This is a genomic window from Mesorhizobium sp. B2-3-11, assembly GCF_006442215.1.
Taxonomy (GTDB): Bacteria; Pseudomonadota; Alphaproteobacteria; order Rhizobiales; family Rhizobiaceae; genus Mesorhizobium; species Mesorhizobium salmacidum.
On the sequence record NZ_VFVS01000019.1, the window covers coordinates 51,832 to 73,818 of the forward strand.

Here is a 21,987-nt window from a genome sequence, read left to right on the forward strand (position 1 = left end):
TGTCGGGAGTCTTCGATGCGCGTAACCGCTGATCTGTGGGTGTCGGCCCTGTTGCGCCGGGTTTTCGGCGCTGGCGGATTTGCCGCCGTGGTCAATCGCGGCGCGACAGAGGCCGGGGCTGTGTTCATCCTGGCGCGGGGCAGGATGGGTGAAACGGCTCTCTACGGGCCGGCGCCGCAGACAAGCTACGATTCGGCCAAGCCCGAAGATCGTTTTTTCAGCCTTCTGGCCGCCGGCGATGATGCGTCCGTGCTGGATGCGAGACTTGAGCGCGAGAAAAAATTCGATCCCGACATTTGGGTGGTCGAGATCGAGGCCGGGAATGTTCCCGTCGAGGAGCTTATTTCCGTGAAGACACCCTGAGGCCGGGGGCGTCGGCTTCGTCGCTGTTGGAGGCCTCGCGGCTGTCGCCGTTTGTCGGCGAAGCATCGCGAGCTGCCCTGGACGGGGTTTTGGCTTTCCATCCCCGCACTTTGTCCAGGGCCGTATCGCGGTGCAGCAGGCGGTAACGGTCGAGATAGGTGCGGATGGCCTGCGGATGCGGGAACAGGCCGGGATAGACGGCAACCGTGATCAGGAATGCCCGGTCCTCGCTGAAATCGAGCGAACGCAGCGCCGCAAGCAGCGGCGCATAATTCTGGTTGGCGGTCAGCGATTGCGCGATCGAAAAATCAATGTTGAGGGCATCGGCAAGCGCGGTCTGGAAGAACGCGGCGTTACCCGTCAATGCCGTCTCGCGCAGTCTGACATAGGTATCCGCACCTGGGAACGCATCGACCTTCGCCGCCAAGGCTTCGTCGCCGGTGTGCATCATGGAGCGCAGCCTGCGCCGCGCGTTCTCGGCGGCAACGCCGGGCGTCTGCTGAGTTTCCGCGCTGTCCGCCATCGCTTGCGTCTTCACGGCAGGGCTTTGCGCCGGGGCTGCTTCCGGAACCCGCGTCCGCACCAGGGTTGGTCTTTCCAGCGCCCTGATCAGATCGGCGATGGTCGGGTTCAGGTCCTTGCGCCGCGCGATGGCGCGCGCATGCGGCAGCCCGTGCCGGCCAATCAGCGCGATCAGGTCGATATCGCTGACCGCGCGTGAGCGGATGAGCAGCGGAGCGGCAATGTCGACCGGTTCCTCGCAAAGGCGCCGCACCAGGGCCGCGGGTGCATATTCGCATTCGGAAAGGGCGGCTGCCACGTAGCGCCGCGATTCGACGGATACGCTGTCGAACAGCGGCAGCGTCAGATCTTCGAGCTGGCCGATCTCGCGGCGTGACGGTCGGGTCAGCGAGCAGAACGCCGACACGGCGGCGCGGAACAGCCTCTCAGCTTTTCCCGATTCCGTCCTTATCGCGATTTGCCTGAAGTCCGAAGATGACACGAAGGATACGCCTGACACCAGATACACACTCGACCTCGCGGCACCTGGACTATGTCGGGTTCGCGATTGCCTCGGTCAGAACTCTCTGACCCGGGAACAAAGATCAATTTAGCGGCGATCCGTTAGCGCTCCGTTAACCCTCTGCCGGCCTTAATGATATTTGGAGGCGTTGCGTTGTGCTCCGGGGAAACCGAGAGGAATGCGCGAACCATGGGCATGGTACTGTCTTTCGTGCCGCGTGCGGCACCGACCAATCGAGCAAAGCAAACCACCGAAATACCGGCGGCCGTAATCATATTTCCCGGCATCCGCTATGAGCGGTCCAGCACCGGCGAAGCGCGGCCCGCGGGGCCAGACAAGCCGGGATCGCCACGGCCGCCCGTGCCGCACCACTGAGCTTGCTGAAGCCCTAGAAATCCTGCAACTCGCAGGAACTCTGATCGAGAAAGCGCGACACGATCGGCTTCCAGCTCTCGTCCGGCACGAAGCTGCGGATGACGAAGATGCCTTCGTCGATGGGCGCTTCGACGAAAATCGCTCCCTGGAGGTCTTCAGGCAGGTCCTTGCGCACGTCGATCATCTGCGCCGGCGTCAGCACGACCGCATCCAGCTTGCCACCGGTCGCCGTGTGGTCGTTGAAGGAATAGATGTTGTGACCGCTGCGGTCATAGACGGACACCGACCAGAAGGGGACGTCGCCCGGCGCCTTGATCCGGACCATTCCTTCCTCGAGGTCGAAGCGGCAGGCCGTGGCATAGAACAGCGGGTCGACCGATTTCACCACCGGCGCGCCGCCGGCTTCGGCATCGAGCCGGTTCATCCTGTAGAGATCGGATGCCATGGAAAGACGCGACCAGGCGTCACGTTCGGAAAAATCCGGCACCAGAAGCAGGACGATAATGTGGACAATGCCGGCGCCGACGAGGCCGAGCAGGACGGCGTGCAGAAGCCTGCGCAGGGCGGCATGCAAACTACGCATCGCAGCCCGCCCTCACGATCCTGGGCAGCGAAACGTCGGACAGGCCGGTGCTGCTGGCGATCGGCGTGTCGTAGAAGGTCAGGACGAAATACATCTTCCCGGAACCGTCGGTCAGAAGCCAGTTGCCCGGCATCGGGTGATGGCCGACGGAGATGATCACGGAATTGTCCGGTTGGCGCAGCACCCCGTAGGACTGAAGTGCCGCAAGCCGGGATTTGCCTGTCTCGACGACGCCGAGCGATCGATCGGCGGCATAAAGCGTCCAGAATCGGGCTGTCGGAAATCCACCCTCGACCCTGTAGGCGCATTCCCGCTTGAGCTGGTCGCCGGCGGCGTCGTTTTCCGCCACGAAGGACAGGCCTTCGGCGCGGCCGAGCGCCAGCACCCCCTCGCGCGCCACGCGCGCCTTGGAATAGGGGTCCGCGGCCGGTGTGCCGATGTCGGGGAAGGCGGTCCACTGGCCGATCCTGATTGCGCCGACCCCGTCCTGGATCTTCAGCGCATACCAGACGCTGGCGCCGCCCCCGCCAATGGCTATGGCAAGTGAAATCAGCATCAGGAGGGCATTCTTGAGCATGAAGGGCCGGGTGCGCGAAGGATTGCAGTTCGGGGATATCGCGGCGCGGGGTCTTGTGGCAAGCCGGCGTGATGGATTTGCCTGCCGACCCGGCTCGCGCCGGGGCGGATGTCACAGGGCCGAAAGCGTTTCGGGTGGAGTGGGGGCGTCGAGTTTGGGCGCCGTCTGGAACAGCTGGCTCATGTCCCTCAGCGTCTGCGTGGTTCGGCTGGACAGCACCGGCGGCCGCTCGGCGGCGGTATCGGCCGCTGCCTGCTCCTCGGTCTTCTTCTGCGCCTCGGCGGCCTTGGCCGCGATCTCCTCGTCGACGAAGGGTTTGTCGATGCCGGGGATCGGCTTCAGGTCGATGTTCTGGTGCGCGTAGACCATCATCCGCTGCCATACCATCGCCGGCAGCGAGCCGCCGGTCATGTTCTTGGTCGGTGTGAAATCGTCATTGCCCAGCCACACTGCCGCCGTGTAGTTGCCGGTGAAGCCGACGAACCAGGCATCGCGGTAGGACTGCGTCGTGCCGGTCTTGCCGGCGACGACGATGTTGGGAATTTGCGCCCGCCGCGCCGTGCCCATCACCGGCACGGCCGTCAGCATGGTGTTCATGGATTTCAGGGCCTGCTCGGACAGCACGCGGTGCGGCGGCGGCGCGTCCTTGGTCCAGTCGTAAACCACGTCGCCGGTACGCGTGACGAGCTGGGTGATGCCGTGCCGGGAGCCGACGAAGCCGTTCTGGGCGAACACGCTGTAGCCCGTCGCCTGGTCCATCACGGTCATGCCCGAGGTGCCGAGCACCATCGTCTTGTGCCCTTCGAGCGGCGATTCCACGCCAAACGATTCCGCCAATGCCTTGATCGGCGCGATGCCGAGATGGTCTTTGGCCAGCCGCACCGGCACGGTGTTGATCGACTTGGCCATCGCCATGATCAGGGTGATGTTGCCCGCCGATTCGCCGCTGTAGTTATGCGGTGACCAGTTGCCCCAGCTGATCGGCCCGCCAGAAATGATCGAGTTCGGCGTGAAACCGTGTTCCATCGCCGTGGCGTAGACATAGGGCTTGAACGACGAGCCGGTCTGGCGCAGCGCTTTGGTGGCGCGGTTGAACTGGCTGGCGCCGTAGTCACGGCCGCCGACGATCGCTCGCACCGCACCATTGGTCTCTATGACCACCACGGCACCTTCGGTGACGTTGTATTCCTTGCCGAACTGGCGCAGGTGGAACTCGACGGATTCCTCCGCCGCTTTCTGGATGTTGGCGTCGAAGGTGGTGTGAGCGACCAGCGAGTGCTGGCCGGGCTTGGCGATCTTCTTGACCTCGTCGAAGGCCCAGTCGAGGAAATAGTCGGGACTTTTCTGTTCGCCGCGATCGACGACATCGGCCGGATGCAGTCTTGCCTGCAGCACCTGGCCTTCGGTCATGAAACCGGAATCGACAAGGTTGGACAGCACCACATTGGCGCGAGCGCGCGCCGCCGGCAGGTTGATGTGCGGCGCGTATTTGGTCGGCGCCTTGAACAGGCCGGCGAGCATCGCCGCCTCGGCAAGGTTCAGGTCCTTGACGCTCTTGCCGAAATAGAAATCCGCCGCCGCCTCGATGCCGAACGTGCCGCCGCCCATATAGGCGCGGTCGAGATAGAGCTGCAGGATTTCTTTCTTCGACAGATTGGCCTCCAGCCACAGCGACAGGAAGGCTTCCTTGATCTTGCGCTCGAACGTGCGCTCGTTGGTCAGGAACAGGTTCTTGGCCAGCTGCTGGGTGATGCTGGAGCCGCCCTGGACGACCGAGTTTGCCCGCACATTCTCGAAGATCGCGCGCGACAGGCCGAGCACGTCGATACCGTAATGATCGAAAAACCTGCGATCCTCGGTGGCGAGCACCGCCTTGATGACGTGGTCCGGCATCTCGTCGACCGGCACGGAATCGCGCTGGATGATGCCGCGCTGGCCGATCTCGTTGCCGTACCGGTCAAGGAAGGTGACGGCGAAGTCGCCCTGGGCACGCCAGTCACCGGTGGTGTCCTGGAAAGCGGGTATCGCCAGCGCCAGCATCACCACCATGCCGCCGGCGCCGAGTGTAAAACCTTCGCTCAAAAGTTCGATGAAGCCACGGCGCCAGCCCTTGAGACGGAAGCGCCGCGAGAAGATCGTCGCGGCCTCCCAGAACTGGCGCGCCTTGAACCCGATCTCATAGAGAGAGGAATCGAGCCACGCGTCCAGCGCCAGAAGGCGGGAGGCGATCGGACCTCTTCTCTTGCGTGGTTCAGGGTTGACCATTCAAAAACCCGGCTCGGCTCTGGCCCGACCTGAAAACCGCAAGCGGGCAATTTCAGGGCGGCGACCTGTTGGACTATTCATCCATTTTACCGACACCCACAAGGGCGGCGAGGACACAGCCGCAAGGTTTGTCGATGGAAGGCCAGGTAGCCGGCGGGCCGGTTCCTCGCCCGCCAGATTCTGCGACCGGCGAGCGAGGGGAGATTTGCTTCCCCGAGCTATCAGGCCGCTTCGCGCTTCAGCGCCTGCGCCATGCAATGGATTCCGCCGCCGGTCTTGGAGATTTCGCTCATGTCGACGGCCGCCACCTCAAAGCCGCGCGCCTTGAGTTTTTCGATCAGTGTCTTGCTGGATGTCGGCGCGATCACCCGGTCCTTGCCCAGCGACATGAAGTTGCAGCCTAGCGCCATCGTGTCCTGGAAGGGGACGTCGATGATCTCGTGACCCTTGCCCTTCAGCCAGTCGACGATGCCGGGCTCGGTGCAGGCGAGGCAGACGGCAGTGAGCTTTTCGGCGATCGGCACCACCATCAGGTCGATGTGGACGTAATATTCGTCGATGAATGCGATGCGCGTCTCCCAGCCTTCCTTCTCGAACCAGGCCTGCACCTGGCGGGCGCCTTCCTCCTGCGTGCGCGCGCCGCCGCAGCCGATCAGCACCACGCCGTCCTCGATGACGTTGAAGTCGCCGCCCTCGAAGGTGCCTGCGGTCACCATGTCGTAGATCGGGATGCCGAGCTTTTCATAGGTGCGGATGGCCGCGTAGTTTTCGCCGCGCCGCCACCAATTGGCCATGGCGGTGATGATCGCGCCATAAGGCGTCATGACGCTGGAATCACGGGAATAGACCTGCATCGGCAGTTCCGGCATCGGCTCGTGCCAATGGATGTTGACGCCGAAATGCTCGTAAGCCGCGACCAGATCCTTATGCTGCGCCTGCGCGATCTGGACGTTGCAGGGCGCCTCGCGCAGATGTTTTCGCGAGAGCGAGCTGGTCGACAGGTGACGCAGGAAATTCGGCGAGCCGAGCAGCACGTCGGTCAACACGTCGGTCTCGTTGGCGAAACCCCAAACGGTCAGCGGCTTGGTGCCGCCGGAGGGATTGCGGCGCTGCAGCGAAAACGGCTCGGCGATGATGCGGTCATGAACGGTCATGCGGTTCTCCTCGTTGCTTGTTCTCAAGAATTGGTCGGTCGCGCATTGTTTGGTATCCACCAGTCGCGCCCGCGCGGCGTGGTGACATATTCCGGCCAGCGGAAATTGATCGGCGGCTCGTAGTCGCAGAGCGGGGCGATCCAGTTGGAGCCGCCAACGCCGCCGCCGGTACGGGTGGTGAACTCGCTCATCGCCTCCTCGCGGGCGATTTTGTCCTCGAGCAGGCGCAGCGCCGCCAGCGCGACCGTCTTGGCAGCGCAGATGACCATCGGATCGATCGTCGCGGGAATGCCGCCCAGCGCATTCATCACCCATGCCGGAAAAGCGTGGCCGTTTGCCGAGCGGAGCGCTGGGCGAGCGACATAGAAGCGCGCGGTCGGCGCGTGCCAGCTCATGTCGGTGTAGTCGTCGGAAGTCGAATTCACCTGCGACGGCGGCAAGTCGCGGCGCAAGATCGCCTCGGCCTCTTGCGGCGAAATCAGCCGTTCCAGTTCGTCGATAAAGGGGTTTTCGGTCGTGGTGCCGCCGGCATTGACCTGGATTTCCCGCGCGATCGTCTTGGCGGCTTCGTCCCAGCGAGGTGGTCCGACAATTGACAGGGCTTCGTAGGCAATCCCGGCCATGGCGTGGTTGGCGAGCCCCGGCCGCGACTTCGACACCCAGTGCCGTTCGTAGCGGCAGCCGCTGATCGCGGCCGCGGCCGCGGCGTTGCGGTCGAGCACCGCCGTCACCTGCTCGGCCATACGAAGCGTCGGCACGCGGATCATGTACTGGATCTCGGCAAGGCCTGCCGGCAGATTGTCGGCCGTGGCCTGGCCAGCCGTCAGGATCGCCTCGCTGATCGACCAGCCGCCCTGGTGCGGGAGCATGGAATCGCGCAACGCCTTGGAGGTCATGAACATGGTCATCAGCGCATCGTTGGCGCCCGGTGCCCTGACCGCCGAATGCGCCTGCGGGATCGGTGCGCCGTCGCCTGCGCGAACCCAATTTTCGGGTTCGTCGCAGACGAAGCGATAGATCATCGCGTAGGCCGCACCGCAATGCGTGTCCCAGCGCGCGGTGTTGCAGAGCGGCAGCATATAGAAGGGATGGAAGGAGATCATGCCGGCAAGGCCGTCATAATAGCCTTTGGCGGCATGGATCGGCTTCGAGCCGCGTACCTTTTCGGCCGGTTCGCCGGTGAAGCGCAGCGTGCCTTGAATACCGTCGCGCTGCATGGCGGCCTTGGTCGCGAGCAGCCCGCCGAGACTTGCTATGCCAAGCCCCGAATGCGGATCGGTATGGCCGCCGGCCTCGTCGCCAAGGCCAGGCCGCGGCTGCCTCACCGTCACGGCGTCCTGGCAGTTGCCGGGCACTGCGTCATATTCGGCATACATGCCGACGGTCGGTCCGGCGCCGTTTGTCCAGTGGGCGCAGAAGGCGGTCGGCATGCCGCCCGAGCCTTCCTCGACCGAAAATCCCTCGCGCTTGAGCCGATCGACATACCAGGCGGCCGATTGGTACTCGCGCCACGCGGTCTCGCCGAAATCGAAGATGGTGCGTGTCCAGGCCGACAGCAGGGGCTGGATGCCGTCGAGGCAGGCAAGCGCGGTCTCTTGCGCCGATGTCGTCACCGGTTTGTCCATGCTCTAAAAGAAAGCAGTGAAGCGGCTCGCCAAAAAGTGATATGTTTTCCCGGTTCGTGCAAATTCGGTTCACCTCTTGAGAATTCCATCCACACAGGCGCTGCGCGCCCTCGACAGTTTCGCCAGGCATGGCAGCGTCTGGCGCGCAGCCGACGAACTGCACCTGACGCGCAGCGCGGTAAGCCATCAGCTGCGGCTGCTAGAACGCGACCTTGGCTTCGATCTGCTGGAACGCATCGGCAAGGGCGTGGCGCTCACCCCGCGTGGCCAGCGCTATGCCAGCGACGTGCGCAAGGCGCTGACAGTGCTGGGCGATGCGGTCACGCGCGATGCCGGCACTGGCGTCGGCGGCTCGTTCGCCGTCTCTTGTACGCCAGGCTTCGCCTCGCTGTTCTTGTGCACCCATATCGGCGAGTTCCGGCAGATGTATCCCGATGTGGCGCTGCGCATCCTGACGCCCAGGCGGCTCGACGACGTCAGCAATGCCGATGCCGACGCCTTCATCGCGTTTGGCGTCGGCAACTGGCCGAACCGCATGGCCGAACTGTTGTGCGAAATCTCGTTCACGCCGCTTTGCAGCCCGACGCTGCTCAACAAGGTCGGCGGCTTTTCCCGGCCGGCGGACGTGCTGCGCGCCAATCTGCTCCATCTCGACGACACCGAGGACTGGGCACGCTGGCTGGCGCTGTCCAAGGTCGAAAACCCGGACACCGAAGGCGGTATCTTCTTTTCCGACATGAACCTCGTCTTCTCCGCGGCGATCGCCGGCCAGGGGATTGCCATGGGTGACGAACTGACCAGCCGCCGCGCGCTGAGCGAAGGCCGTCTGGTCAGGCCGTTCGACATCGCGATCAAGTCGCCGCGCTCCTATTTCCTGGTCTCCGAGCACGCCAAGGCCTCGCACCCGGTCCTGGAAGCGTTCGCGGGATGGCTGAGGTCGACGCTCTCCGAGAACCGCATTCAGCCTCATTGAGGGGCAGGGTGGCGTCGGCCCGCCATAGATGAATGAAATTTGCCGATCAGGCGAAAACTATTCGGTTGCGGTGAGCTTCGGCCCTGCCTACGATTTGGCTTAACGGTAAGGATAGAGGCAGGATGCAGCAACCCGGCCGGGCCGCAGAGATCAAGGCAATCGGGATCGGCAAGAGCTTCGGCTCGTTCCGTGCGCTGGACAATCTGACGCTCGATATTGGTCGCGGCGAGTTCCTGACGCTGCTTGGCCCTTCCGGATCCGGCAAGACCACCTTCCTGATGATCCTGGCCGGCTTCGTGCAGCCGACCGAGGGCAGGCTTTTCAGCGACGGCGCCGACATCACCGACCGCCCGGCCGAGCAGCGTGCCGCCGGCATGGTGTTCCAGGGCTATGCATTGTTCCCGCATATGAGCGTCGAGGCCAACATCGCCTTCCCGCTCAAGGTCCGCAAGAAATCGGCCACCGAGATCAAGAAGCGCGTCGGTGAGATGATCGAGCGCGTCGGTCTGATCGGGCACGAGAAGAAATTGCCGTCGCAACTTTCCGGCGGCCAGCAGCAGCGCGTCGCACTTGCCCGCGCGCTGGTGTTCGAGCCGGGCGTGCTTTTGCTCGACGAGCCGTTTTCAGCGCTGGACAAGAGCCTGCGCGGCCAGATGCAGGCCGAGATGAAGCGCCTGCACCAGGAGACCGGCACCACCTTCGTCTTCGTCACCCACGACCAGAGCGAGGCCTTGGCGCTGTCGTCTCGCGTCGCCATCTTCAACCATGGCAAACTGCTGCAGGTCGGGGCGCCGGACGAGGTCTACGATCGGCCGGCCAATCGCTTCGTCGCCGAATTTCTGGGCGAGATCAACATGCTGCCGCTGAAAGGCGTGCGCAGCGCCGATGACGGGGCCACCGGCCTTTGCGAGGACCGCGCCGTCAGCCTGCGCGGCAATTCGGCGACTGTCGGTGCCAACGCCATCCTGGCAATCCGGCCCGAACACATGTCGATAGCGCGCGAGGCCGCCGCCGGAGAGAACGGCATTGCCGCGACGGCGATCGCCTCGACCTATCTGGGGGCGGCAACCAAGCTCGACCTCACCACCCGCCAGGGTGCCAAAGTAACCGTCTCGGTGCCCAACGAGGTCGCGGCGGCTGCTCTCAGCAAGGGCAATTCCGTCTGGCTGACATGGCCGGCGGAAAAGGGTTTCCTCCTTCCGGACGGAGGACAATGAGCGCCAGTGGGGCCTGATCCGCCGCACCGGCTTCCGTAATTAAAATCAACAAAAACAAAGGGGAACTGACATGAACATGAACGACACCAAAAAACAGGCCATCGAAACGCTGTCCGAAAGGACGAGACGCGGCGAGATTTCGCGCCGCCAGTTCACACAGTTGGCGGCGCTCGTGCTCGCTGGCACGCCAATGCTGCTGCGTTCGAGCGGCGCATTCGCCGCTGCGAAGGAACTTGTGCTGGTCAACTGGGGCGGCGACGCCATCACGGCCTATGACGCGGCCTATGGCCAGGCTTTCACCAAGGAAACCGGCATCACCGTCAAGATGGACGGCTCGGGCCCGACCGAAGGCGCGATCGCCGCGCAGTTTAAAAGCGGCGCCCCGACCTGGGACCTGGTCGACGTCGACCCGTTCTCGGCCATTACGCTCGGCGCGCAAGGCATGCTCGAGCCGATCGACTACAACATCGTCGACAAGAAGAAGATGCGGCCGGGCTTCGGCTGGGACTATGCCGCCTCGACCTATTTCTTCTCCTATGTCATCGCCTACGATTCCGAGAAATACGGCAAGGATGCACCGACCGGCATGGCCGATTTCTTCGATGTGAAGAAATTCCCGGGCAAGCGTTCCCTCTACAAATGGGGCGTCTCGAGCTGGGAAGCGGCCCTTCTGGCCGACGGTATCGCGCCGGCTTCGCTCTATCCGCTCGACTTGAAGCGGGCGCACGACAAGATATCAGCCTTCAAGGAAAACGTCGTCGCCTATTGGGGCGGCGGCGCCGAGAGCCAGAGCGTGCTGCTCAATGGCGAAGCCTCGATGGCGATCGTCTGGTCGACGCGCGCCTCGTTGATCGAGCAGGATTCCGGCGGCAAGATCAAGTTCATCTGGGACCAGGGCCTGATCTCGCCCGGCGCGCTGGCCGTGCTCAAGAACAACCCCGGCGGCAAGGATGCTGCGATGAAGTTCATCGCCAGCGCACAGGATCCGGAAAAGCAGTTGGTGATGTTCGACAAGCTCGGCCAGGGTCCGGCCAATCCGGCGGCCGATTCGCTGATCCCTGCCGACAAGAGGCGCATCAACCCCGTCGATCCCGAGAACATGAAGAAGCAGATCGCACTCGACATGGATTGGTACGCGAAGAACTACGGTGCGGCACTCGACGAATACACCAAGATCATCTCCGCCTGATCGGCGGCGATGCTGAACTGACATGAGAGGCGTTCTCTCCGACAGGATGGGCGCGGCGCTGTTGATGGCGCCGCTGCTCCTGTTTCTCAGCCTTGCCTATGCCTGGCCGTTTCTCGGCGTGGTGAAGTGGAGCTTCACCTTGCCGACGCCCGGGCTTGGCCAATACAAGGCGTTGCTCACCGACGATCTGGTGCAGTCGGTGTTCATCCGCACGCTGCGCATCGCCGCCATTGTCACAGTTGTGTCAGTCGCCGCCGCCTATGCCATCACGGTGGTCTGGGTGCGCGGCAGCCCGGCGCAGCGCCTCATCGCCGAATTCTGTATCCTGGTGCCGTTCTGGATCTCGGTGCTGACGCGAGCCTTCGGCTGGGTGGCGCTGCTGTCCAATCGCGGCCTGATCAACACCTGGCTGCAGTCGATCGGTTTCATCTCCGAACCGCTGACTTTGGTGCGCAACGAGTTCGGCGTCATTGTCGGTATGACCCATTTCCTCATTCCGTTCGCCGTCTTTCCGCTGGCTTCGGCCATGCGCAGCCTGGACGACCGTGTGCTGCTGGCAGCGCGCGGCCTCGGCTCCAGCCGCATGCGCACCTTCTGGACGGTGTTCGTGCCGATGACGCGCTCCGGTATTATCGGCTCCGCGATGATCGTGTTCGTCTTCTCGCTCGGCTTCTTCGTAACGCCGGCGATTCTCGGTGGCGGCCGCAGCGTCATGATCGCCGAGCTGATCTATCTCAGGATATTCCAGAGCCCGGACTGGGGGCTGGGAGCTGCGATCAGCGTAGTGCTGGTGCTGTTCGTCGGCGCGCTGATGGCGCTCTTGTTCCGTTATGTCAGACCGAAGCAGCTTATCTGATGCCGACTTATCGCCCCGGTCCTGTCTCGCTGGTTATCGCCGCCCTGGTGGCGCTGTTCCTGCTTATGCCGCTGCTCGCCGTCATTCCGGTATCGCTGACGCCTAGCCGCATGCTGGCGATGCCGACGGGTGAATTGTCGCTGCGCCATTATCGGTCGTTGATTGAGGATCCGCGCTGGCTCCAGTCGATTCTGCTTTCGATCCGCATCGGCATTGTCAGCAGCGCCATTTCAACTGTACTGGCGCTTTGTTTCAGCCTTGGTGTATGGATGTTCCAGCCGCGCTTTACGGCAGCCCTGGTCGGCTTTGTGCTTTTGCCGATGGTGGTGCCACCCGTGGTTTCGGCGATCACGCTCTACTTCCTGCTCACCTCGATCTCCGGCGTCAGTTCCTTCTTCGGCTACGACACCTGGCTCGGCGTTGCCATGGCGCATTCGGTGATGACGGTGCCGTTCGCGACCGTGCTGATCCTGGTCTCGCTCAGCCAGCTCGACCGCCGCATCGACCTTGCCGCGCGCGGCCTTGGCGCAAGCGTGGGGGAACGCGCCACGCGCATCATCATGCCTAACATCAAGTTCGGCATCGTCACCGCGGCACTGCTCTCCTTCGTGCTCTCCTGGGAAGAGATCGGCGTCACCCTGTTCATCACCTCGGTCAATGCCATCACGCTGCCGCGCCTGATGTGGATGGGCCTGCGCGACAACATCGACCCGGCGATCGCGGCGCTTTCGGTGATTTTGATCATCATCACGGTGCTGGTTCTGGCGGTGAGGAGCCTCGCGGTCAGGCAGCGCGGCGAGCATTAGACAAACCGCACCGAGACTTTGCCAAACCTGCCCAGATCGCCGATCACTTCGTCACCGGCCTCGACGCGTATCGGCGTCAAGCAAGTGCCGGTGATCACCACCTGGCCCGGCTGAAGCGCTATACCGAGACCCGACAGCTCATTGACCAGCCATGTGAGCGCAATACGGGGATCGCCGAGGACAGCCGCGCCGGTTCCGTCGTGCCGCGACTTGCCCGAAACAAGACCGGTCACCGGGTACTCCGCGAGATTCACGTCGCGCCATTCGTCTTGCGTGGGCTGGCCGATGACAAAGAGATTGGCGCAGGCATTGTCCGCTATCAGCTGCGGCGCGCCGACGGCGCAGAAATCGTCATAGCGTGAATCCGGTATTTCGATTGCCGGGTGCAAGGTCGCCACGGCATCCATCACTTCAGCGATTTCATAAGGTGCCGGGCGAGGTGGGACCTGGCGGCCGAATCGGAAAGCGAATTCGACCTCGGCGACCCGCATCTTGCTTGTCGCCAGCGAGACGGTGCCGCCAACCTCGACCGCTTTCTCTGCCAGCAGGCGCCCGGCCATAGGGCCGTCGACATTGATATGCCTTTGACCGGCAAGGCTGGTTGCCGCGATCTTCCAGCCGAAAAGCGGGGCCGCCGAACGATCCATGACATGGGCCTGGATGGCATAGCCTTCGGCCCGCGTCTTCGGCCGCAGCTCCTCAGGTATGGTGGCGAGATGGGTGCCCTTGTCCCAATGACTTACCAGCAGATGCGACGCGGCCCTGGCCTTTTCTGGATCGAGCATGGTCAACTCCCGAAAATCGGGAACATGCCCTCTGTCCGGCCACGCCTGCAAGGAACATTCCATCGTAGGCACCAGCCTATATATGGCAAGACCACGTGACCACGCTCATGATTCATTTGCGAGGCTCTACCGCGCCGGCTGACGAGATTGTCGGCAAGTCGTATTTTCGAGATCATAGGCGTTCATCATTCCGATGACGAATCGCCATCGTCTTTGCGTGGCGAACCGCTATATCTGCGAAGGGATGCGGACACGGACAGGCTTTGGGAAAGCATTGCCAGTCGCGCAACGGCTTGAGGAAATGGACGATGACCGCGCCCGGTGATTTGCAGCAGGCCCTGTTCCTCAGGTTGAAAAGCGATGCTTCGCTGTCGGCGCTGCTGGGCGGCGCCGGACTGCTCGAGCGGCCAACCGACAACGTCGCCTTTCCCTATGTGACTTCAGGACAGACCTCGGCCTTCGACTGGCATACTGGCGCTGAGAACAACGATGACCAACTGATCACGCTGCATGTCTGGTCGAAGGCCCATGGTGAAGCCGAAACGCTTGCCATCATGGCTGCCATCGAAGCACGCCTTGCCGACGCGGTGCTGGTGATCGGCCCGCGTGGCCAGACGCGGCTGTCGCTGGAATTCAGCGAGGCGCGTTATGATGAGGAACTGCTTGTCCATCATGGTCTGCTGCGATTCCGAGCGCTGACGCAGGAAAACGCCTGACGCGCTTTCAATCTCACCGAAACGGAGTCTAAACTGGTTTTCGCGGGTTTCACTGGTGGGGCGGTGAAATCCAGATTGTCTGTCTCGCGTTGCAGGGGTGTGGCGAGCATGGTTTCAGGGCCGTTCACCGTTCATTTCACGTTCAGCACCGACGCGTTAGAACGCCGGTCATGAAAACGCTTCGCTCCCATTTCCGAACCGCGACCCTGGCGCTTGGTGCCGCCGGGCTGTTTGCGTCGCAGGCAATGGCGATACCGGTGATCGGGCCCGACCAGCCCAGCCCGATCGTCCTGGCCGCATCCGACTGTTATGCGATCGGTCAGCAGGTGGCCCAGCAGAATGGCGGAACACTCGCCAAGGCTTCGGCGTCGACGCGTGGTGGCCAGCCGGTCTGCGTCATCGTCGTGCTCGTGCCCGGCAAGGACGGGCAGCGTCCGCGCCGCTCCGAAATCGTCGTTCCACAGAACTGACGCAGTCTTCCCTTCCTACAGGGCTCCGTTTCCCAGGCCGGCGGAATCGGCCTATATCTGAAACCTCAACAGGCATTGGTCCCCGCATGCGCGTACTCGTTGTCGAGGATGACAAGGATCTCAACCGGCAGATTTCGGATGCGCTGGTCGATGCCGGCTATGTCGTCGACCGTGCCTTCGACGGCGAGGAAGGCCATTTCCTCGGCGACACAGAGCCTTACGATGCCGTCGTCCTCGACATCGGCCTGCCGCAGATGGACGGCATCAGCGTGGTCGAGCGCTGGCGTCGCGGCGGCCGCAAGATGCCGGTGCTGATCCTGACCGCGCGTGACCGCTGGAGCGACAAGGTGTCCGGCATCGATGCCGGTGCCGACGATTACGTCACCAAACCGTTCCACATCGAGGAGGTGCTGGCGCGGGTCAGGGCCCTGATCCGCCGCGCCGCCGGCCACGCCTCGTCGGAACTGACCTGTGGGCCGCTGCGTCTCGACACCAAGGCTTCGAAGGCCGATGTCGCCGGCATGCCGCTGAAATTGACCTCGCACGAATTCCGGCTGCTTGCCTATCTGATGCACCACATGGGCGAGGTCGTTTCGCGCACCGAACTGGTCGAGCATCTCTACGACCAGGATTTCGATCGCGACTCCAATACCATCGAAGTCTTTGTCGGGCGGCTGCGCAAGAAGATGGGCATCGACATGATCGAAACCGTGCGCGGCATGGGCTACCGCATGCGTGAGCCGGAGGCGTAAGGCGGAACCGCTCGCTACCAACTCAACCGTGGGCAGACGGCTTTCGCTGCGCGCTTGGCCGCGTTCGCTGACGTTCCGCGTCATCGCCTTCTCCACCGTGTGGGCGATCCTGACCCTGGTCGTCATCTTCACCCTGATCACCACGCTCTACCGCCAGGCCAGCGAGCGGGGCTTCGACAGTTTGCTGTCGGCGCATTTGTTCAACCTGATCGGCTCCATCGGCATTTCCGACAGCGGTGCGCTGACCGGTTCCCCCGATCTTGGCGACCTCCGTTTCTCGGAACCGAATTCGGGCTGGTACTGGTCCGTCGAGCCCGCCTCGGAAGGCGTGCATGGCGATCTTCATTCTTCGTCCATGACCCGGACCATCCCGTCGCCCGACGTGGCGGATGTTCCCTTCAACGCCAATTTCCAGCGCAGCTATGCCGCGCAAGGCATTAATGGCGAGGAACTGGTAGTGTTCGAGAGCGAATTCGTTCTCGATGCCAAGAACCGCGCCGCGCGCTTCCGCGTCATGGGCAACAAGACCGAGTTGGAGCAGGAAATAGGAACCTTCCAGCGCCGCTTGCTGACCTATCTCAGCCTGTTCGGCATCGGCATGATCGCCATCAACGCCATCGCCATCCTGCTCGGGCTGCAGCCGCTGCGCAGGGTCCGGAACGCACTTGCCATGGTGCGCGAGGGCACCGCGCAGAGGCTCGACGGCCGCTTCCCGGCCGAGATCGAACCATTAGCCAACGAAACCAACGCGTTGATTGAAAACAACAAACGCATTGTCGAGCGCTCGCGGACGCAGGTCGGCAATCTCGCCCATTCGCTGAAGACACCGCTTGCCGTTCTGCTCAACGAGGGCCGGGCGCTTGGCGGCGCCAAGGGACAGTTGATCGCCGAGCAGGCCGCGTCCATGCAAAAGCAGATCGACCATTATTTGCAGCGCGCCCGCGTCGCGGCGCAGCGCGACAGCGTCGTCTACCGCACGCCGGTGGCACCGCTGGTGCAGCGCATGGTGCGCGTATTGCAGAAGCTCAACCCGCAGACCAGTCTGTCGCTGTCGTTGCCCGCGGCCGAGCTCATCTTTGCCGGCGAACGCGAGGACCTCGAGGAACTGCTTGGCAACCTTCTCGAAAATGCGATGAAGTGGGCAAAGAGCGCGGTGTCGGTTACGGTTGCGCCCTTGGCCAGCAGCGGTGACAACCTGTTCGAGATCAGCATCGACGACGACGGCCCTGGCATTCCCGAAGACAAGGCGCGCGAAGCCATGAAGCGTGGACGCCGCCTGGACGAGACAAAGCCTGGAACGGGTCTGGGCCTCGCCATCGTCGCCGACCTCGTCAACGAATATGGAGGCGGGCTGGTGCTGGAACGGTCCGGCATGGGTGGATTAAAGGCAGTGGTGCGATTGCGGAGCCTTCAGTGACGTTTCCCCAGGCCAATCGACACCGACGGGCGGCCCATGCTATGGCGGCATATCGATTGACCTCGGACTGGCCGGCGGCGGCCAAATTTCCGGCAAATATCAACACTATGGCCACGCCCACTTCTCAGATGATGCTCCCCGCGCATCCATGGCAGGCTCCAACTCAGGAATACCGGTTGTTGGCATGAAGATTCGCGTCGCGCTTGTTTCCGCCTTGCTGGCCGTATCGGGCTGCACCACCTTGAGCGGCAAGGGCCCGACCGTGCCGGCGACACCGGCCTCGACGCCTCCGGCCAGCGGCAAGGTTGTCACCAAGTCCATCATTTCCGCCATGGGCGGTGGTCTCATTGGCGGGTCGATCGGCAATGGCCTGAACGATACCGAAAAGCGCAGCGCGCTCGAGGCCGAATACAAGGCGCTTGAATATACGACGAGCGGCCAGAAGGTGGCGTGGAAGGGCGATCAGGCGTCGCGCCATGGCGAGGTGGTTCCAGCCCAGCCTTACCGCGTTGGTTCGCAGGATTGCCGCCAGTACACGCAGACGGTATTCACCGGCAGCGCCAGTGTCACGGCGCACGGAACGGCCTGCCGCAATGCCGACGGCAGTTGGACGCCATTGACCTAGCCAACCGGGTCCGGTTGCGATCCGGTCAGTTGATGTCGATCAAGGACATTCGGCGTGCCTGCCGTCAAAGCGTCGCAGGATGCCTGTGTTGGCAGGGCAGGGCTCTGCCGTTATTGGAAGAACCATGCTGTTCTGGGTCATAGCCGCAATTCTCACGCTGGGCGCTAGCCTGGCGGTGCTTTTGCCGCTGGCCGGGGCCTCCAAGGGCGCGCCATCGAGCGGCGATCACGATCTGGAAGTCTATCGCGACCAATTGGCCGAACTCGACCGCGACGCCGCACGTGGCCTGATCGGGCCCGCTGAAGCGGCCGAGGCGCGCGCCGAGATCGCCCGCCGCATCCTTCGCCTGGGCAATGCTGATCCGGCCGGCGAGACGTCCGGCAGGTCGGCATCGGTCACGGCACGACTTGTTGCGACCGTCGCCGTGCTGGCGGTGCCGTTGGTCAGTTGGGGGCTCTACAGCCAGATCGGCTCGCCTGACCTGCCGTCGCAGCCGCTCAGCGACCGGCTGGCCAAGAACCCCGCCGACAGTTCGGTCGATGAGCTGGTAGCGCGCGCCGAAGCCCATCTTGCTGCCAATCCTTCCGATGGGAGAGGCTGGGACGTGCTGGCGCCGGTCTATCTGCGCATGCAGCGCTTTGCCGACGCCGCGGCGGCCTACCGCAACGCCATACGCCTCGACGGCGACAGCGCCATCCGCCAGGCCGGCCTCGGCGAGGCGATCGCCGGTGCCGCGGGCGGTATTGTTTCGGCCGATGCCCAGGATGCCTTCGAGGCGGCCTTGAAGCTTGACCCGGCCAATGCGAAAGCCAGCTTCTATCTGGCCATGGCGTTGGCGCAGGAGGGCCGCGGCAAGGAAGCGGCCGCGGCCTGGCAGGCGATGCTTGGTACGCTGCCGCCGGATTCGCCATGGCGCGGCGCAGTCGAACAGGCATTGGCCAAATCCGGCGGCCCCGAAGTCGCTCCCGGCGCGGCCGCGAAAGGCCCTGATGCCGCCGGTGTCGATGCGGCATCCTCCATGTCGCCGCAGGACAGGGAAGCCATGATCAACACCATGGTCGCCGGCCTCGACGACAAACTTCGTCAAAATCCGCGCGACCCGGAAGGATGGATGCGGCTGGTTCGTTCCTATGTCGTGCTGGGCAAGACCGATCAGGCGCGCGATGCGCTGGGCCGCGCCATTGCGGTCTTTGGGGCCGACAGTGACGAAGCCAGGAAATTCACCGCCTTTGCCGCCTCGCTCGGCTTGACGGCGACGGAGTAGAACTTGACATGACGCGCAAGCAGAAACGATTGTCGGTGATTGTGGGCGGCTTGGCTTTCCTCGCCGCCGCCACCGGCCTGACCTTCTACGCGCTTGGCCAGAAGGCGTCCTATTTCTACATGCCGGCCGATCTGACCTCGGCCAGTGTGCAGCCCGGCCAGCGCATCAGGCTCGGCGGTTTGGTCGAAAAAGGCACTATCCAGCGTGGCGAGGGCGCGACGGTTGCCTTTTCGGTCACCGATACCCACAAATCGGTCAAGGTTACCTATACCGGCATTCTGCCCGATCTTTTCCGCGAAGAGCAGGGTGTCATCACCGAGGGCACCTTCGGCACCGACGGTGTCTTTGTCGCCGACAGCGTCCTGGCCAAGCATGATGAGCGCTACATGCCCAAGGAAGTTGCCGACGGGCTGAAGGCCAAGGGTGTCTGGCAGGAGAGCAAGAGTGAGTAACTCTGGCGGGAGAGCAAGGGTGAGTAGCGGGAATGGTTGAAACCGGACATTTCGCCCTGGTTCTGGCGTTCGCGCTTTCGCTGGTGCAGACCGTCGTGCCGCTGTTTGGCGCGCGGTTGAATAACCAGCGCCTGATGGCAGTCGGCGGTCCGGTCGCGGTGACCGGTTTTGCCCTGACGGCGCTGTCGTTCGCCGCACTTGCGAGCGCTTATGCAAGCTCCGATTTCTCGCTGGCGACCGTCTGGGAGAACTCGCATTCGCTGCAGCCGCTGATTTACAAGATCACCGGAACCTGGGGCAACCATGAGGGCTCGATGCTGCTCTGGGTGCTGATCCTGACCTTCTTCGGCGCGCTTGTCGCCGCTTTCGGCTCCAACCTGCCGGCGACGCTGCGTGCCAACGTCCTTGCGGTGCAGGGCGCCATTGGCGCTACCTTTTTCCTGTTCATCCTGGCGACGTCCAATCCTTTCATCCGGCTCAATCCGGCGCCCATCGAAGGCCGTGATCTCAACCCGATCCTGCAGGATCTTGGCCTCGCCATTCATCCGCCGCTGCTTTATCTCGGCTATGTCGGCTTCTCGATCTGCTTTTCCTTCTCGGTCGCGGCCCTCATCGAGGGGCGCATCGATGCCTCCTGGGCGCGCTGGGTGCGGCCATGGACGCTGGTCGCCTGGATGTTTCTGACCGGCGGCATCGCGATGGGATCGTACTGGGCCTATTACGAGCTCGGCTGGGGCGGTTTCTGGTTCTGGGATCCGGTCGAAAACGCTTCCTTCATGCCGTGGCTGGCGGGCACCGCGCTGCTGCATTCGGCCATCGTCATGGAAAAGCGCTCAGCGTTGAAGATCTGGACGCTGCTGCTTGCCATTTTGACCTTCTCGCTGTCGCTGCTTGGCACCTTCCTGGTGCGTTCGGGCGTCCTGACTTCCGTCCACGCCTTTGCCACCGATCCGACGCGCGGCGTCTTCATCCTGTGCATCCTGACGTTGTTCATCGGCGGCTCGCTGGCACTGTTTGCGCTGCGCGCCTCGAAATTGACGGCAGGCGGCCTGTTCCATCCGATTTCGCGCGAAGGGGCGCTCGTCCTCAACAATCTGTTCCTGACCACGGCGACCGCCACCGTGCTGGTCGGTACGCTCTATCCGTTGGCGGTCGAGGCTTTTTCGGCCGACAAGATTTCGGTCGGAGCGCCATTCTTCAACCTCACCTTCGCCCCGCTCATGGTGCCGCTGCTGGTGATGGTTCCCTTTGGGCCGCTGCTGGCCTGGAAACGCGGCGATGTCTTTGGCGTCGCGCAGCGTCTGATGGTGGCGTTTGCGGCCGCCCTTCTGGCAACGCTGGTCACGGCCTTGTTCATCGACGGCGCTTCGGTGCTTGCCGCGCTTGGCGTCGGCCTTGCCGTCTGGCTGATCCTTGGCGCGCTGACCGACCTCGCCGTCAAGGCGGGGTTAGGCAATGCCGCCGCGCCGATCATGGTCAGGCGCCTGGTTGGTTTGCCGCGCTCGGTCTTCGGGACCGCTTTCGCGCATCTTGGCCTCGGCCTGACCGTGCTCGGCATCGTCGGCACGCTCTGCTTCGGCACGGAGAAGATACTGTCCATGCATGCCGGTGAAATCGTCGAAATCTCCGGCCGCACGGTGCGTTTCGTCGGGCTCTACCCCGCGCAGGGACCGAACTACAGCGAGGATCGCGGCCGCTTCGAGCTGATCGGCGTCAGCGGCAGCCCAATCGGCGAAATCAGCTCCGCCAAGCGTTTCTATCCCGTGCGACAGATGACGACGACGGAGTCCGGCATCAAGACCATCGGCCTCTCCCAGCTCTACCTTTCGCTCGGCGACGAGGGCAAGGACGGCTCGGTCGTGGTGCGTCTGTGGTGGAAGCCGCTGGTGACGCTGATCTGGGGCGGCGGCCTGGTGATGATGGCGGGTGCGGCCATGTCGCTGATGGACAGACGCCTGCGTGTCGGCGCGCCATCGCGCCGTCGCAAGCAGGCGGTGGCGCCGGCGGGCCTGCCATGAGGGCGAGGTTTTCACTGACATCGATTGTCCTGCTGCTGGCGTTGCTCTTCGTCGGCACGGCGCTGGCGGTGAAGCCCGACGAGATGCTGGCCGACACGGCACTCGAGGCGCGGGCGCGGGCGCTGTCGGAAGGCTTGCGCTGCATGGTCTGCCAGAATCAGTCGATCGACGAATCCGACGCCGACCTTGCTCGCGACCTGCGTATCCTGGTGCGACAACGCCTTGTTGCCGGCGATACCGACCAGCAGGTGATGGATTATGTGGTTTCCCGCTACGGCGAGTTCGTGCTGCTGAAGCCGCGTTTCGACCTGCGCAACGCGTTGCTGTGGGGCACGCCGGTTCTGTTGCTGCTGGTGGGAGGCGTATTTATCGCTCTAAGCGCGCGATCGCACCGGACGCTGGCGACGAAATCCCTGTCAGCCGACGAGCAGGCGGCATTAGACGCGATCCTGCACCGCGACTGACAGCCCAGTCGCGCGCT

General features: G+C 63.5%; 22 protein-coding genes. 15 read left to right on the forward strand and 7 right to left on the reverse strand.

The genetic code is table 11. From position 1 onward, the window contains the following. Positions 1–15 precede the first annotated feature (15 nt). Positions 16–363 (forward strand): DUF1491 family protein, encoded by a 348-nt coding sequence (locus FJ960_RS23290; protein ID WP_140717047.1) that lies wholly within the window; start codon positions 16–18, stop codon positions 361–363. On the opposite strand, the gene FJ960_RS23295 is transcribed toward FJ960_RS23290, so the two are convergent. The 6 genes from FJ960_RS23295 to FJ960_RS23325 all read right to left on the reverse strand — a co-directional run bounded on the left by FJ960_RS23295 (position 341) and on the right by FJ960_RS23325 (position 7,966). Beyond that, a complete protein-coding gene (locus FJ960_RS23295; protein ID WP_181174296.1) occupies positions 341–1,366 on the reverse strand; it encodes a hypothetical protein in 1,026 nt (341 codons plus the stop codon). The two genes, FJ960_RS23290 and FJ960_RS23295, sit on opposite strands and share 23 nt — an antisense overlap. Positions 1,367–1,775: 409 nt before the next feature. After that, positions 1,776–2,345, reverse strand: coding sequence for a DUF1254 domain-containing protein (locus tag FJ960_RS23305; RefSeq protein ID WP_027143955.1), 570 nt, complete (start codon positions 2,343–2,345; stop codon positions 1,776–1,778). Then, on the reverse strand, positions 2,338–2,922 hold the full coding sequence (locus FJ960_RS23310; protein ID WP_140717051.1) for a DUF1214 domain-containing protein: 585 nt from the start codon (positions 2,920–2,922) through the stop codon (positions 2,338–2,340). Before FJ960_RS23310 ends, FJ960_RS23305 begins: the two co-directional genes overlap by 8 nt. Positions 2,923–3,033: 111 nt before the next feature. Next, entirely contained in the window at positions 3,034–5,187 is a 2,154-nt protein-coding gene (locus FJ960_RS23315; RefSeq protein WP_140506084.1) for a penicillin-binding protein 1A, read from the reverse strand. A 221-nt stretch (positions 5,188–5,408) separates the two neighbouring features. Beyond that, positions 5,409–6,341, reverse strand: a complete 933-nt coding sequence (locus FJ960_RS23320) for a dimethylarginine dimethylaminohydrolase family protein (RefSeq protein ID WP_140506082.1) — start codon at positions 6,339–6,341, stop codon at positions 5,409–5,411. A 23-nt stretch (positions 6,342–6,364) separates the two neighbouring features. Next, complete coding sequence (locus FJ960_RS23325) at positions 6,365–7,966, reverse strand: amidohydrolase (RefSeq protein ID WP_181166638.1); 1,602 nt, start codon at positions 7,964–7,966, stop codon at positions 6,365–6,367. Positions 7,967–8,042: 76 nt separating this feature from the next. Here FJ960_RS23325 and FJ960_RS23330 point away from each other — a divergent pair, with 76 nt between their 5' ends. The 5 genes from FJ960_RS23330 (at position 8,043) to FJ960_RS23350 (ending at position 13,007) form a co-directional block, all read left to right on the forward strand. Next, complete coding sequence (locus FJ960_RS23330) at positions 8,043–8,939, forward strand: LysR substrate-binding domain-containing protein (protein ID WP_140717055.1); 897 nt, start codon at positions 8,043–8,045, stop codon at positions 8,937–8,939. A gap of 122 nt (positions 8,940–9,061) precedes the next feature. Then, positions 9,062–10,156: an ABC transporter ATP-binding protein gene (locus FJ960_RS23335; protein WP_140717057.1), complete on the forward strand. Its 1,095-nt coding sequence runs from the start codon at positions 9,062–9,064 to the stop codon at positions 10,154–10,156. A 76-nt stretch (positions 10,157–10,232) separates the two neighbouring features. Then, positions 10,233–11,345 carry an ABC transporter substrate-binding protein gene (locus FJ960_RS23340; RefSeq protein ID WP_140717178.1) on the forward strand — a complete coding sequence of 371 codons (1,113 nt, stop codon included), beginning with the start codon at positions 10,233–10,235 and terminating at the stop codon, positions 11,343–11,345. A gap of 22 nt (positions 11,346–11,367) precedes the next feature. Then, positions 11,368–12,201: an ABC transporter permease gene (locus tag FJ960_RS23345; RefSeq protein WP_140717059.1), complete on the forward strand. Its 834-nt coding sequence runs from the start codon at positions 11,368–11,370 to the stop codon at positions 12,199–12,201. After that, positions 12,201–13,007: an ABC transporter permease gene (locus FJ960_RS23350; RefSeq protein WP_140506075.1), complete on the forward strand. Its 807-nt coding sequence runs from the start codon at positions 12,201–12,203 to the stop codon at positions 13,005–13,007. The genes FJ960_RS23345 and FJ960_RS23350 overlap by 1 nt, the downstream gene beginning before the upstream one ends. Here the strand turns inward: FJ960_RS23350 and FJ960_RS23355 are convergent. After that, positions 13,004–13,792: a fumarylacetoacetate hydrolase family protein gene (locus tag FJ960_RS23355; RefSeq protein WP_140717061.1), complete on the reverse strand. Its 789-nt coding sequence runs from the start codon at positions 13,790–13,792 to the stop codon at positions 13,004–13,006. The two genes, FJ960_RS23350 and FJ960_RS23355, sit on opposite strands and share 4 nt — an antisense overlap. A gap of 308 nt (positions 13,793–14,100) precedes the next feature. Here FJ960_RS23355 and FJ960_RS23360 point away from each other — a divergent pair, with 308 nt between their 5' ends. The 9 genes from FJ960_RS23360 (at position 14,101) to FJ960_RS23400 (ending at position 21,970) form a co-directional block, all read left to right on the forward strand. After that, positions 14,101–14,508, forward strand: coding sequence for a DUF3168 domain-containing protein (locus FJ960_RS23360; RefSeq protein ID WP_027143935.1), 408 nt, complete (start codon positions 14,101–14,103; stop codon positions 14,506–14,508). A gap of 170 nt (positions 14,509–14,678) precedes the next feature. Continuing rightward, positions 14,679–14,978 carry a hypothetical protein gene (locus FJ960_RS23365; RefSeq protein WP_140506072.1) on the forward strand — a complete coding sequence of 100 codons (300 nt, stop codon included), beginning with the start codon at positions 14,679–14,681 and terminating at the stop codon, positions 14,976–14,978. A gap of 86 nt (positions 14,979–15,064) precedes the next feature. After that, positions 15,065–15,730 (forward strand): response regulator transcription factor, encoded by a 666-nt coding sequence (locus FJ960_RS23370; RefSeq protein ID WP_140717063.1) that lies wholly within the window; start codon positions 15,065–15,067, stop codon positions 15,728–15,730. Between the two features lie 28 nt (positions 15,731–15,758). After that, entirely contained in the window at positions 15,759–17,147 is a 1,389-nt protein-coding gene (locus FJ960_RS23375; RefSeq protein WP_051442678.1) for an ATP-binding protein, read from the forward strand. Between the two features lie 184 nt (positions 17,148–17,331). After that, the gene (locus tag FJ960_RS23380; protein WP_140506068.1) at positions 17,332–17,772 is read left to right on the forward strand and encodes a hypothetical protein; all 441 of its coding nucleotides are present in this window, start codon (positions 17,332–17,334) and stop codon (positions 17,770–17,772) included. 124 nt (positions 17,773–17,896) lie between these two features. Beyond that, the gene (gene ccmI, locus FJ960_RS23385; RefSeq protein ID WP_140717065.1) at positions 17,897–19,036 is read left to right on the forward strand and encodes a c-type cytochrome biogenesis protein CcmI; all 1,140 of its coding nucleotides are present in this window, start codon (positions 17,897–17,899) and stop codon (positions 19,034–19,036) included. A gap of 8 nt (positions 19,037–19,044) precedes the next feature. Next, positions 19,045–19,488: a cytochrome c maturation protein CcmE gene (gene ccmE / locus FJ960_RS23390; protein WP_140717067.1), complete on the forward strand. Its 444-nt coding sequence runs from the start codon at positions 19,045–19,047 to the stop codon at positions 19,486–19,488. 32 nt (positions 19,489–19,520) lie between these two features. Next, positions 19,521–21,506 (forward strand): heme lyase CcmF/NrfE family subunit, encoded by a 1,986-nt coding sequence (locus FJ960_RS23395; RefSeq protein WP_140506062.1) that lies wholly within the window; start codon positions 19,521–19,523, stop codon positions 21,504–21,506. After that, the gene (locus FJ960_RS23400) at positions 21,503–21,970 is read left to right on the forward strand and encodes a cytochrome c-type biogenesis protein (RefSeq protein WP_140506060.1); all 468 of its coding nucleotides are present in this window, start codon (positions 21,503–21,505) and stop codon (positions 21,968–21,970) included. The genes FJ960_RS23395 and FJ960_RS23400 overlap by 4 nt, the downstream gene beginning before the upstream one ends. The last annotated feature ends 17 nt before the right edge of the window (positions 21,971–21,987 follow it).